The 12,774-nt window shown below is 70.3% G+C and carries 7 protein-coding genes; 1 reads left to right on the forward strand and 6 read right to left on the reverse strand.

Annotated elements, in window-relative coordinates:
- Positions 1-62: 62 nt before the first annotated feature.
- From JOE43_RS01595 to rpoB, 4 genes are all read right to left on the reverse strand, one after another.
- Positions 63-1,724, reverse strand: a complete 1,662-nt coding sequence (locus JOE43_RS01595) for a GspE/PulE family protein (RefSeq protein ID WP_167260414.1) — start codon at positions 1,722-1,724, stop codon at positions 63-65.
- A 207-nt stretch (positions 1,725-1,931) separates the two neighbouring features.
- A complete protein-coding gene (locus tag JOE43_RS01600) occupies positions 1,932-2,483 on the reverse strand; it encodes a GNAT family N-acetyltransferase (protein WP_209514119.1) in 552 nt (183 codons plus the stop codon).
- A 135-nt stretch (positions 2,484-2,618) separates the two neighbouring features.
- The gene (locus JOE43_RS01605; RefSeq protein ID WP_056057458.1) at positions 2,619-6,500 is read right to left on the reverse strand and encodes a DNA-directed RNA polymerase subunit beta'; all 3,882 of its coding nucleotides are present in this window, start codon (positions 6,498-6,500) and stop codon (positions 2,619-2,621) included.
- Positions 6,501-6,549: 49 nt separating this feature from the next.
- Positions 6,550-10,041 (reverse strand): DNA-directed RNA polymerase subunit beta, encoded by a 3,492-nt coding sequence (gene rpoB, locus JOE43_RS01610; protein ID WP_056057461.1) that lies wholly within the window; start codon positions 10,039-10,041, stop codon positions 6,550-6,552.
- 330 nt (positions 10,042-10,371) lie between these two features.
- On the opposite strand from rpoB, the gene JOE43_RS01615 reads away from it, so the two are divergent.
- Complete coding sequence (locus JOE43_RS01615; RefSeq protein ID WP_056057464.1) at positions 10,372-11,229, forward strand: spermidine synthase; 858 nt, start codon at positions 10,372-10,374, stop codon at positions 11,227-11,229.
- 126 nt (positions 11,230-11,355) lie between these two features.
- Here the strand turns inward: JOE43_RS01615 and csrA are convergent, their stop codons facing one another.
- Positions 11,356-11,604 (reverse strand): carbon storage regulator CsrA, encoded by a 249-nt coding sequence (gene csrA / locus JOE43_RS01620; protein WP_167260420.1) that lies wholly within the window; start codon positions 11,602-11,604, stop codon positions 11,356-11,358.
- A 31-nt stretch (positions 11,605-11,635) separates the two neighbouring features.
- Complete coding sequence (locus JOE43_RS01625) at positions 11,636-12,766, reverse strand: hypothetical protein (protein WP_209514121.1); 1,131 nt, start codon at positions 12,764-12,766, stop codon at positions 11,636-11,638.
- Positions 12,767-12,774: the final 8 nt, after the last annotated feature.

The following is a 12,774-nucleotide window of genomic DNA, read 5'->3' on the forward strand; positions in this document are numbered from 1 at the left end:
AGGTGCAGGTGCCGCAGCCCCGGCGGGGGCAGGGGCAGGGGCGGAGGAGGCGCGGGGCCGGGTCACGCGACCACCCGCAGGATCTCCTCGACGCTGGTGAGGCCGAGCTTCGCCTTCTCCCAGCCGTCCTGGCGGAGCGTGAGCATGCCCTGCTCGCGGGCGGTGCGGCCGATCTCGGCGCTCGAGGCGCGGGTCACGGCGAGGCGCTCGATCTCCTCCGAGACGCTCATCACCTCGTGCAGGGCGATGCGCCCGCGGTAGCCCGTGTTGGAGCACTGCTGGCAGCCGACGGGCTGGAACACCGTCGGGTCCTCGCCGTCGCGCAGCTCGAACTTCAGCGCGGCGAGCTGCCGCGGCGAGTAGTTCGTGGGCTGCTTGCAGCGGTCGCAGAGGCGCCGGGCGAGGCGCTGGGCCACGACGCAGTCGATGGCGCTGCCGACGAGGAAGGGCTCGATGCCCATCTCGGTGAGGCGCGTGATGGCGCTCGGGGCGTCGTTCGTGTGCAGCGTGCTGAGCACGAGATGGCCGGTCAGCGACGCCTCGATGGCGATCTGCGCGGTCTCGTGGTCGCGGATCTCGCCGAGCAGGACGACGTCGGGGTCGGAGCGCAGGATGCTGCGCAGCGCGCTCGCGAAGGTCAGGCCCGCCTTCGGGTTGACCTGCACCTGGTTGATGCCGCGCATCCGGTACTCGACCGGGTCCTCGACCGTGATGACGTTGATCTCGGGGCGGGCGACGGCGTTGAGCGTCGTGTAGAGCGTGGTCGACTTGCCCGAGCCCGTGGGGCCCGTGACGAGGATCATGCCGTAGGGCTTCGAGTACGACGCCGCGTAGACGTCGAAGTTGCGCTCGAGGAGGTTGAGGTCGCGGAGGCTCATCGACGTGTTCGAGTTGTCGAGGATCCGCATGACGACCTTCTCGCCCCACACCGTGGGCAGCGTCGCGACGCGGAGGTCGATCTGCCGACCGCCGTGGCGCACCGACATGCGGCCGTCCTGCGGCTTGCGGCGCTCGGCGATGTCGATCTCGCTCATGATCTTGAGGCGCGAGATGACGCCGTTCTGGATGGCCTTCGGGGCCGGCTGCATCTCGTGCAGCACGCCGTCGATGCGGTAGCGGATCCGGACGTCGGTCTCGCTCGGCTCGATGTGGATGTCGGAGGCGTGGTCGGTGATCGCCTGGCTCACGAGCAGGTTGACGAAGCGCACGATGGGCACGTCGTCGTCGGGGCCGTCGGTGATGTCGGCCGCCGACTCCTGCGCCTTCTCCTCCTCGAGCGTGCTCGTGAGGTCGTTGAGCTCGTCGTCGGCGCGGAGGTAGCGGTCGATCGCGGCGAGCAGGTCGCCCTTCTCGGCGACGACGGGGTCGACGCCGATGCGGAGGCCGGCGCGCACGTCGTCGATGGCGAAGACGTCGCCCGGGTCGGCCATCGCGAGCAGGAGGCCGCCGTCGCGCACGCCGATGGGCAGCACGCTGTGGCGGCGACAGACGGCGGCGGGCACCATCGTGACGGCGGCGCGGTCGACGGGGTAGTCGATCAGCTCGACGAAGTCCATGCCGGCGGCCTGCGCACGCGCGCGGGCCACCTGCGAGGTGGTGACGACGCCCTGCGACAGGAGCTCGCGGATGGAGGCCTCCTCGTCGGTGGAGCGGCGACCGACGCGGTCGAGGTACTCCATGGGCAGCAGGCCGTGCAGGATCAGGATCTCGGTCATGGAAGCCACGGGACGTACCTCCTCGGTACAGCCGCCGCGGGTGGTCGGGATCGCGTCGGCACGGTCGCCCGGGTCGGGAGTCCGAGCGGTGTCCACGCTAAGGCGAGCAGGCCTCGGGGGCACGTCCCAGAGCGGGTGCCCCCGCAAGGGGGCACAGGGCGTCACCCGTCGCCCGGGCAGGCGGGCCGCGGGCGGCCTGCGGGAGGCGCGGGCCGGCTACCCGAGGACCCGCTGGTACAGCACGTGGTCCTGCCACCGCCCCGCGATCCGGAGGTAGCTCGGCGCCGTGCCGATCAGCGTGAACCCCGACGCCTCGAGCACGCGCCGGGAGGGCACGTTGTGCGGCAGGGCGCTCGCCTCGAGGCGGTGCAGCCGCAGGCGCGTCGCGGCGAGGTCGGCCACGACCGCCACGGCCGCCCGGGCGAGGCCCCGGCCCGTCCGCTCCCGGTCGACCCAGTAGCCGACCGAGGCGGCCTGGACCGGGCCACGGACGATGTGGTTCAGCGAGATGCCGCCGACGACCCGGTCGCCGTCGGGGCCCCGCTCGACCAGGTGCAAGGGCAGGGCCTCCCCCGCGTCCGCCGCGGCGATCCGGGCGGTCAGCAGGGCCAGCTGGCCGGCCGGCTCGAAGAACGAGGGCGGGCGCTCAGGGTCCCACGGGGCGAGGTGGCCCCGGTTGCGCGCCTGCGCGGCCGCCAGCGACGCGGCGTCGCCGACCCGCGCCTCCCTCAGGGTGACGTCGTCGGTGAGGGCCTGCTCGAACTGCACCCCACCGAGCGTAGGCGCGGGCACGACGAAGGGCCCCGGCTCTCGCGGGTGCGAGAGCCGGGGCCCTTCGTGGTGCTGGGCCTCCTGGGGAGGCGGGGGTCAGGTCAGACCCTCACCGCGCCTCCCCGGGGGTGCTCAGTTGTAGGTGCCGGGCGTGAAGTCGTCCGACGAGAACGAGTCGAAGTCGACGAAGCTGAGGTCAGCCTCGTTGAACGACGCGTCGTCGGTGAAGACGCGGTTGGGGTACCGCTCGGCCTTCGCCTCCTCCGTCGCCTCGACCGACACGTCGCGGTAGCGCGACAGGCCGGTGCCCGCGGGGATCAGCTTCCCGATGATCACGTTCTCCTTGAGGCCGACCAGCGGGTCGCTCTTGCCCTCCATGGCGGCCTGCGTGAGCACGCGGGTCGTCTCCTGGAAGGACGCGGCGGACAGCCACGACTCGGTCGCGAGGGAGGCCTTGGTGATGCCCATGACCTCCTGGCGAGCCGACGCCGTGCGCTTGCCCTCGGTGAGCGCACCGCGGTTGATCTCGTTGTACTTCGACCGGTCGACCAGCTCGCCGGGGAGCAGGTCGGTGTCGCCGTGGTCGACGACGGTGACCTTGCGGAGCATCTGACGGACGATGACCTCGATGTGCTTGTCGTGGATCGGCACGCCCTGCGAGCGGTAGACGTCCTGGACGCCACCGACGAGGTGCTGCTGCACCGCACGGACGCCCTTGACTCGCAGGACCTCCTTCGGGTCGACCGCACCGGCGATGATCTGGGCACCGAGCTCGACGTGCTGACCGTCCTCCACGAGGAGGGTCGAGCGCTTGAGCACCGGGTAGATCACCGGCTCGTCGCCGTTGTCGAGGTTGAGGATGACGCGGCGTGCCTTGTCGGTGTCCTCGATCGTGATGCGACCCGCACCGTCGGCGATCGGGGACGCGCCCTTGGGGGTGCGCGCCTCGAACAGCTCCGTCACGCGGGGGAGGCCCTGCGTGATGTCGTCGGCCGAGGCCGAACCACCGGTGTGGAAGGTGCGCATCGTCAGCTGCGTGCCGGGCTCGCCGATCGACTGGGCCGCGATGATGCCGACGGCCTCGCCGATGTCGACCAGGTTGCCGGTGGCCAGCGAACGGCCGTAGCACTGGGCGCAGACGCCGACGGCGGCCTCACAGGTCAGCACGGAGCGGACCTTGATCGACTCGACGCCCGCGGCGACCAGCTGGTCGATGAGGACGTCGCCGACGTCCGCACCGGCCTCGGCCACGACGGTGCCCTGCGGGTCGACGGCGGCGGCCGCGAGCGACCGGGCGTAGACCGTGTTCTCGACCGTGGCGTCGCGCACCATGACGCCGTCGGCGTCGGGAGCGGCGATCGGCAGCTCGAGACCGCGCGAGGTGCCGCAGTCGTCCTCACGGATGATGACGTCCTGCGACACGTCGACGAGGCGACGGGTCAGGTACCCCGAGTCGGCCGTACGGAGGGCCGTGTCGGCCAGTCCCTTGCGGGCACCGTGCGTCGCGATGAAGTACTCGGCCACCGACAGGCCCTCGCGGTACGACGAGATGATCGGGCGGGGGATGATGTCGCCCTTCGGGTTGTTCACGAGGCCTCGCATGCCGGCGATGTTGCGCACCTGCAGCCAGTTACCACGAGCACCCGAGGTGACCATGCGGTTGATCGTGTTGTCGACCGGGAAGTTCGACCGCATCTCGGCGGCGACCTCGTTCGTGGCCTCCGTCCAGATCTTGATCAGGTCGGCACGACGCTCGGCGTCGGAGATGAGGCCCTTGTCGAACTCGGCCTGCACCGCCGCGGCCTGCTTCTCGTAGCCCGCCACGATCTCCGGCTTGCGCGGAGGCGTGAGGACGTCGGAGAGCGCGACCGTGACACCGGAGCGCGAGGCCCAGTAGAAGCCCGCGTCCTTGATGTTGTCGAGGGCCGCCGCGACGGCGACCTTCGGGTAGCGCTCGGCGAGGTCGTTGACGATCGTCGAGAGCATGCCCTTGTCGGTCACCTGCTGGACGAACGGGTAGTCCGCCGGCAGGTTCTCGTTGAAGAGCGCACGGCCGAGGGTCGTGTCGAGCAGGATGTCCTGGCCGACCTCGTAGCCCTCGGGGCCCTCGCCCTCGGCGAAGTGCACGCCGTTCATGCGGATCTTGACCATCGCGTTGAGGTCGAGCGAGCCCTGGTCCTTGGCGAGGATCGCCTCGGACACCGACGAGAAGGCACGGCCTTCGCCGGTGGCGCCCTCGGTGACCGTCGTCAGGTAGTGCAGGCCGATGATCATGTCCTGGGCGGGCAGGGTCACCGGTCGGCCGTCGGACGGCTTCAGGATGTTGTTCGACGCGAGCATCAGGATGCGCGCCTCGGCCTGGGCCTCGACGGACAGCGGCAGGTGCACGGCCATCTGGTCGCCGTCGAAGTCGGCGTTGAACGCCGCGCAGACGAGCGGGTGCAGCTGGATGGCCTTGCCCTCGACCAGCTGGGGCTCGAAGGCCTGGATGCCGAGACGGTGCAGGGTGGGCGCGCGGTTCAGCAGCACGGGGCGCTCGCGGATGATCTCCTCGAGGACGTCCCAGACCTGCGGGCGCGAACGCTCCACCATGCGCTTGGCCGACTTGATGTTCTGAGCGTGGCTCAGGTCGATCAGGCGCTTGATGACGAACGGCTTGAACAGCTCGAGAGCCATCTGCTTGGGCAGACCGCACTGGTGCAGCTTCAGCGTCGGGCCGACGATGATGACCGAACGACCCGAGTAGTCGACGCGCTTGCCGAGCAGGTTCTGGCGGAAGCGACCCTGCTTTCCCTTGAGCATGTCGCTCAGGGACTTCAGGGCGCGGTTGCCGGTGCCGGTGACGGGACGACCACGACGGCCGTTGTCGAACAGTGCGTCGACGGCCTCCTGCAGCATCCGCTTCTCGTTGTTGACGATGATCTCGGGGGCACCGAGGTCGAGCAGTCGACGGAGGCGGTTGTTGCGGTTGATGACGCGGCGGTACAGGTCGTTCAGGTCGCTGGTCGCGAAGCGGCCACCGTCGAGCTGCACCATCGGGCGCAGCTCCGGCGGGATGACCGGGACGACGTCGAGGACCATCGCGGCCGGCGAGTTGCCGGTGGCGAGGAAGGAGGAGACGACGCGCAGTCGCTTGATCGCGCGGATCTTCTTCTGGCCCTTGCCCTCCGAGATCTGCAGGTGCAGGTTCTCGGCCTCGGTCGCGAGGTCGAAGGCCTCGAGGCGCTTCTTGATGGCCTCGGCGCCCATGTGGGCCTCGAAGTACATGCCGAAGCGGTCCTGGAGCTCGTGGAAGACGGCGTCCTCGGGCTTGAGGTCGCCGACCTTGAGGGTGCGGAAGTCCTCCCACACGCGCTCGAGGCGGTTGATGTCCTCGTCGAAGGCCTTGCGGGTCTGGCCCATCTCCTTCTCGGCGACGTCCTTCGCGCGACGCTTCTGGTCGCTCTTGGCACCCTCCTCCTCGAGCACCGCGAGGTCGTCCTCGAGCTTCTTGAGGCGGTCGGCGATGCGCGTGTCGCGCTGCGACTCGAGCTGCTTGATCTCGAGGCGGAGCTCGTTCTCGAGGCCGGGCATGTCGGCGTGACGGCCCTCCTCGTCGATCGAGATCACCATGTAGGCCGCGAAGTAGATGACCTTCTCCAGGTCTTTCGGGGCCATGTCGAGCAGGTAGCCGAGGCGCGAGGGCACGCCCTTGAAGTACCAGATGTGCGTGACGGGGGCGGCGAGCTCGATGTGGCCCATGCGCTCACGGCGCACCGACGACTTCGTGACCTCGACGCCGCAGCGCTCACAGACGATGCCCTTGAAGCGGACTCGCTTGTACTTGCCGCAGGCGCACTCCCAGTCACGCGAGGGCCCGAAGATCTGCTCTCCGAAGAGGCCGTCCTTCTCGGGCTTCAGCGTGCGGTAGTTGATGGTCTCCGGCTTCTTGACCTCACCGTGCGACCAAGCACGGATGTTGTCGGCCGTCGCGAGGCCGATCCGCAGCTCATCGAAAGTTGTTGCTTCGATCAAAATTCAGTCCCTTGTCAGAAAGATTCGACGTGTCGTTGTGGGAGGGGGCTCAGATTTCGTCGACGTTCGACGACTCGAAGCGCGAGGAGATGTTGATGCCGAGCTCTTCGGCGGCACGGAAGACCTCGTCGTCCGTGTCGCGCAGGCTGACCGTCTGGCCGTCGGCCGAGAGGACCTCGACGTTCAGGCAGAGCGACTGCATCTCCTTGATGAGGACCTTGAAGCTCTCCGGGATGCCGGGCTCCTGGATGTTCTCGCCCTTGACGATCGCCTCGTAGACCTTCACGCGGCCGAGGATGTCGTCGGACTTGATCGTCAGGAGCTCCTGCAGCGCGTACGCGGCGCCGTAGGCCTCGAGGGCCCACACCTCCATCTCTCCGAAGCGCTGTCCGCCGAACTGCGCCTTACCACCCAGCGGCTGCTGCGTGATCATCGAGTAGGGGCCCGTCGAGCGAGCGTGGATCTTGTCGTCGACGAGGTGGTGCAGCTTCAGGATGTACATGTATCCGACCGAGATGGGGTTCGGGAACGGCTCACCCGAACGACCGTCGAACAGGCGCGCCTTGCCGGACGAGCCGATCAGGCGGTCGCCGTCACGGGTCGGCAGGGTCGAGTCGAGGAGGCCCTCGATCTCGCGCTCGGCGGCGCCGTCGAACACCGGGGTGGCGACCTTCGTGCCGGGAGCGGCGCTGAGCGCCTCCGGGGGCAGGTTCTTGGCCCACTCCTGGACGCCCTCGACGTTCCAGCCCTGCGCGGCGATCCACCCGAGGTGGATCTCGAGCACCTGGCCGAAGTTCATGCGACCGGGGACGCCGAGCGGGTTGAGGATGATGTCGACCGGCGTGCCGTCCTCGAGGAAGGGCATGTCCTCCACGGGGAGGATCGTCGAGATGACGCCCTTGTTGCCGTGGCGGCCGGCGAGCTTGTCGCCTGCGGTGATCTTGCGCTTCTGGGCGATGAACACGACCACGCGCTGGTTGACGCCCGAGCCGAGCTCGTCGTCGCCGTCCTGGGAGTCGAAGACCTTGACGCCGATGACCGTTCCCTGCTCGCCGTGGGGCACCTTCAGGGACGTGTCGCGGACCTCACGGCTCTTCTCGTTGAAGATCGCGCGCAGCAGGCGCTCCTCGGCGCTGAGCTCGGTCTCGCCCTTCGGCGTGACCTTGCCCACGAGGATGTCGCCGGGGCGGACCTCGGCGCCGATGCGGATGATGCCGCGCTCGTCGAGGTCGGCCAGCAGGTCGGGGCTGACGTTGGGGAGGTCACGGGTGATCTCCTCCTTGCCGAGCTTCGTGTCGCGGGCGTCGACCTCGTACTCCTCGATGTGGATCGAGGAGAGCGTGTCGTCCTTGATGAGGTTCTGCGACAGGATCATCGCGTCCTCGTAGTTGTAGCCCTCCCACGGCATGAACGCGACGAGGAGGTTCTTGCCGAGCGCGAGCTCGCCGTTCTCCGTCGCCGGGCCGTCGGCGATGACCTCGCCGACCTCGATGCGCTGACCGGCGTCGACGATCACGCGGTGGTTGTAGCTGGCGCCCTGGTTCGAGCGGTCGAACTTGCGCAGGTAGTACTCCTGCGTGCCGCCCTCGTCGAGCTGGACCACGACCACGTCGGCCGAGACCTCGGTGACGACGCCCGCGGCGTCGGCGGTGACGACGTCACCGGCGTCGATCGCGGTGTAGCCCTCCATGCCGGTGCCGACCAGGGGGCTCTCGCTGCGGACCAGCGGGACGGCCTGGCGCTGCATGTTGGCGCCCATGAGGGCGCGGTTCGCGTCGTCGTGCTCGAGGAACGGGATGAGCGAGGTCGCGACCGACACCATCTGGCGCGGCGAGACGTCCATGTAGTCGACCTCGTCCTTGGCGACGAGCTCCACCTCGCCGCCCTTCTTGCGGACGAGCACCTTGTCGTCGACGAAGTCGAAGCCGTCGGTGAGGGGGGCGTTCGCCTGGGCGACGACGTAGTCGTCCTCCTCCGACGCGGTGAGGTAGTCGATCGTCGCGGTGACGTGACCGGCCTCGACCCGGCGGTAGGGGGTCTCGATGAAGCCGAACGAGTTGATGCGGGCGAACGAGGCCAGCGAGCCGATCAGGCCGATGTTCGGGCCTTCCGGGGTCTCGATCGGGCACATGCGGCCGTAGTGCGAGGGGTGCACGTCTCGCACCTCGACGCCGGCGCGCTCACGGGAGAGACCGCCCGGCCCGAGGGCCGAGAGGCGACGCTTGTGCGTCAGGCCCGAGAGCGGGTTGTTCTGGTCCATGAACTGCGACAGCTGCGAGGTGCCGAAGAACTCCTTGATCGCGGCGACGACGGGGCGCACGTTGATCAGGGTCTGCGGGGTGATCGCTTCGATGTCCTGGGTGGTCATGCGCTCGCGGACGACGCGCTCCATGCGGGAGAGACCGGTGCGGACCTGGTTCTGGATCAGCTCGCCGACCGCGCGGATGCGACGGTTGCCGAAGTGGTCGATGTCGTCGACGTCGAGGCGGAGCTCGACGGCGTTGCCGTCGCGCGTGCCGTCGATGGTCTTCTCTTCCGCGTGCAGCGAGACGAGGTACTTGATCGTCGCGACGATGTCGTCGACGGTCAGGACCGAGTCGCCGAGGGGCGCGTCGATGCCGAGCTTGCGGTTGATCTTGTAGCGACCCACCTTCGCCAGGTCGTAGCGCTTCGGGTTGAAGTAGAAGTTGTCGAGGAGCGCACGCGCGGCCTCGGCCGCGACCTGCTCGCCGGGACGGAGCTTGCGGTAGATGTCCTTGAGGGCCTCTTCCTTGGTGAGGATGGCGTCCTTCTCGAGGGTGGCCTCGATGGACGCGAAGCCCTTGAACTTCTCCGTGATCTCTTCGCTCGTCAGGCCGAGGGCCTTGAGGAAGACGGTGACGCTCTGCTTGCGCTTGCGGTCGATGCGGACGCCGACCTGGTCGCGCTTGTCGATCTCGAACTCGAGCCAGGCACCGCGGCTCGGGATGACGCGGGCCGAGTAGATGTCCTTGTCGGAGGTCTTGTCGGAGGCGCGCTCGAAGTAGACGCCGGGGCTGCGGACCAGCTGCGACACGACGACGCGCTCGGTGCCGTTGATGATGAACGTGCCGCGCTCGGTCATGAGCGGGAAGTCGCCCATGAACACGGTCTGCGTCTTGATCTCACCGGTGAGGTGGTTCATGAACTCGGCGTTGACGTAGAGGGGGGCGGCGTAGGTCTTGCCGCGCTCCTTGCACTCGTCGATCGAGTACTTGGGGTCTTCGAGCTCGGGCGCGGTGAACGACAGCTGCATCGTCTCGCCCAGGTCCTCGATCGGGGAGATCTCCTCGAAGATCTCCTCCAGGCCGGAGTGGAGGGCGAGGTCGGTGCGACCCTGCTCGGTGGCCTCGGCGAGGCGCTGCTTCCAGATGTCGTTGCCGACGAGCCAGTCGAAGCTCTCGGTCTGGAGCGCCAGGAGGTCGGGGACCGTCAGCGTGTCGGTGATCTTGGCGAACGAGAGGCGCGATGCGCCACGGCCGTTCTTGGGTGAGTTGGTGTTTGCGGTGTTCGCAGCAGCCAAGGAAGTAACCTCCGTGGACCCCGTCGGGTCATCACTGTCGGACAGTATGAGTGAGTGGTTGAACGGCCCTCCCGGAGCCGTCGGGGCGTACAGTCCGAGGACCAGCCCGTTCCGACGACCGGACGCGCCCCCGCCGCAATATTCGGAGGCCGTCTCGAGGTGCGTCGTCGACCGCAATATGACGACGGGACGCACGGGGAGCGCAAAGGTCAATACTATGCAGCCGGGACACGCCTGGCAAGCCCTGTCGTTGACTCTCAGCGGAACCTTCGGTATAACGCGGGAGCGGCCCGTGTGTTCCCGCCCCCGAGGGGTGGGAAGCTGGGCCACATGGCTGCTGCGCACGACGACCCCTCCGGCGAGATCACCATCGGCGCCGGCCTCGCTCGCGTCGACGAGGACCGCCACCGACCCGGCGCGTTCACGCTCGTCGTCGACGGCACCCCGCAGTCGCACGTCGACCTCGACGACCCCACCCACCTCGCCTTCGAGTACGTGCGGCGCATCGGCCACGCCATCGACCTGCTGCCCGAGGGGCCGGTCACGGCGCTGCACCTCGGAGCCGGCGCGCTGACGCTGCCCCGCTACGTGGAGGCCACCCGCCCGGGGTCGCGACAGCAGGTGGTCGAGCTCGAGGCGGACCTCGTGGCGCTGGTGCGCGAGAAGCTGCCGCTGCCGAGGGGCGCCTCCATCAGGGTCCGCTACGGCGACGCCCGCGAGGTGATGCTGAAGCTCCCGGCCGGGCTGCGCGGCACGGTCGACCTGCTCGTCGTCGACGTCTTCGGCGGCTCGCGCATCCCCGCCCACGTGACCTCGCTCGAGTTCTACTCGGCCGCGGCGGAGTTCCTCTCCCCCACCGGCATGCTGATCGTCAACTCGGCCGACGGGGCCGGGCTCGCCTTCGCCCGCGGCCAGGCGTCGACGCTCTCGACCGTCTTCGACCACGTCGCCGCGGTCGCCGACCCGGCCACCCTCAAGGGCCGCCGCTTCGGCAACGTCGTGCTGATCGGCTCGCCGTCGCCGCTGCCGACCGACCGCATGCCGCGGCTCTACTCGTCGGACCCGCTGCCGGCCAAGGTCGTGCACGGCCGCGAGCTGCGCGACTTCGTCGCCGGCGCGCCCGTGGTCACCGACGCGACGGCCGTACCGTCGCCCGAGCCGTCGCGGAGCGTGTTCGGCGCGCGCTGACCGTCCGTCACGGCGGGGCACCATGTCTCCGCACGGCAACCACGCCGCGGCGAGGTTCGCGTGCGAGAACGTGGTGTCTCGCGGGCAGAGCGGGCGCGGGCGGGGGCGCAGGCGGGGGCGGCGCGGCTACTGGTCGGTGCGGGGCGCGGGGGCGCCGAGCGCGGCGCGGAGGCGCGCCTCGGCGTCGTCGGGGGCCGCTGCCGCCGCGACGTTGGCCTCGGAGACCGCCTGCACGACCTCCTCGCGCTGGATCTTCACGCCGCGCGGGGCGTCGATGCCGATGCGCACGCCCTCGCCCCGGGAGTCGAGGACGGTGATGACGATGTCGTCACCGATGAGGATCCGCTCCCCGACCTTGCGCGTCAACACCAGCATCGGGCCAGCTTAGCGACGTGAGGGTCGCTGGCTACTCGCGCCACCCCACGGGCACGCCGAGCAGGTGCACCGTGCCGGGGGTCGCGGTGTCCTGCGCGCCGACGACCGCGACGGCCGCGACGGGCTGCACCGCGCGGACGGCCTCGACCCAGCGCGCCGTGTCGTCGTGCTTGCGGCCGACGTCGACGGCGACCCAGAGCTGGTCGGCGCCGATCGAGCGGAGCGCCTCGGGGGCGTCGTCGTCCCACGCGAGCGCGGTGACGACCGACGAGCCCTCGTGCACGCCGGTGGCCCGGGCGAGGATGGCGCTGCGGCGGTCGGAGACGTCGACCGAGCGCAGCCCGAACGCCGACGCCATCTGCGCCGCGACCCGGAACGCGTCGCCCGGGCGGCCCACCACGACGACGAGGTCGCCGGCGCCGCGCAGCAGCCCCGGCGCGGCCGGCAGGTCGGCCTGCCCGGCCGCGACGAGCGCGGGCGACGTGGTGGCGGCGGCCGCGGCGAGGAACTCCGCGGCGGTGGTCAGCGGGCCCGGCCGGGCGTCGTCGGCGGCGGCGGGGGCGACGACGGGGTCGACCGCGATGCCGTTGAAGGTGAAGTCGTCCATGATGTCGGCGAACGCGTCGGTGCGGGTCGAGACGTCGGCCGGCGACGGGGCCGGCACCGCGCCTCCGGCGGTCGACGAGGAGGCGGTGGTCGCGGCCGCGGCCGAGGCGGCGGCCGCGGCGGCGCGGGCGGCGCGACGGGGGCTGTCGACGGCGCCCGCGTCGGCGGCGCGCGGCAGCACGACGACCTCGGGCGCCGGGCGCCGGGCGGCTCCCTGGCCGGCGAGCACCTCGTCGAAGGGGTCTCGCGAGGGGGCGGGGGCGGCGGCCGCACCCGCGGCGCCGGGGCGGGCCCCGTCGTCGAAGCCGTCCGCCGCGTCGGCGTCGGCGAGCAGCGCCGCGATGCCCGCCCGCGAGGCGGGCTGCGTGATGGTCACCCGGGCGACCGGGCGGTCGGTGGCGGGGTCGGGCACCTCGACGGTCACCTCGTAGTGCTTGCGGGCGAACAGCCCGCCCACTCCCCCGACCGTCACCTTCTGGGCCGCGACGACCCGGGCGCCGGGCCCGTGCACCGCGCGCGCCTCGGCGGCGAGCTGCTCGAGCGACTCCCCGCTCATCTGCACCC

This window comes from Frigoribacterium sp. PvP121, assembly GCF_017833115.1.
GTDB lineage: Bacteria > Actinomycetota > Actinomycetes > Actinomycetales > Microbacteriaceae > Frigoribacterium > Frigoribacterium endophyticum.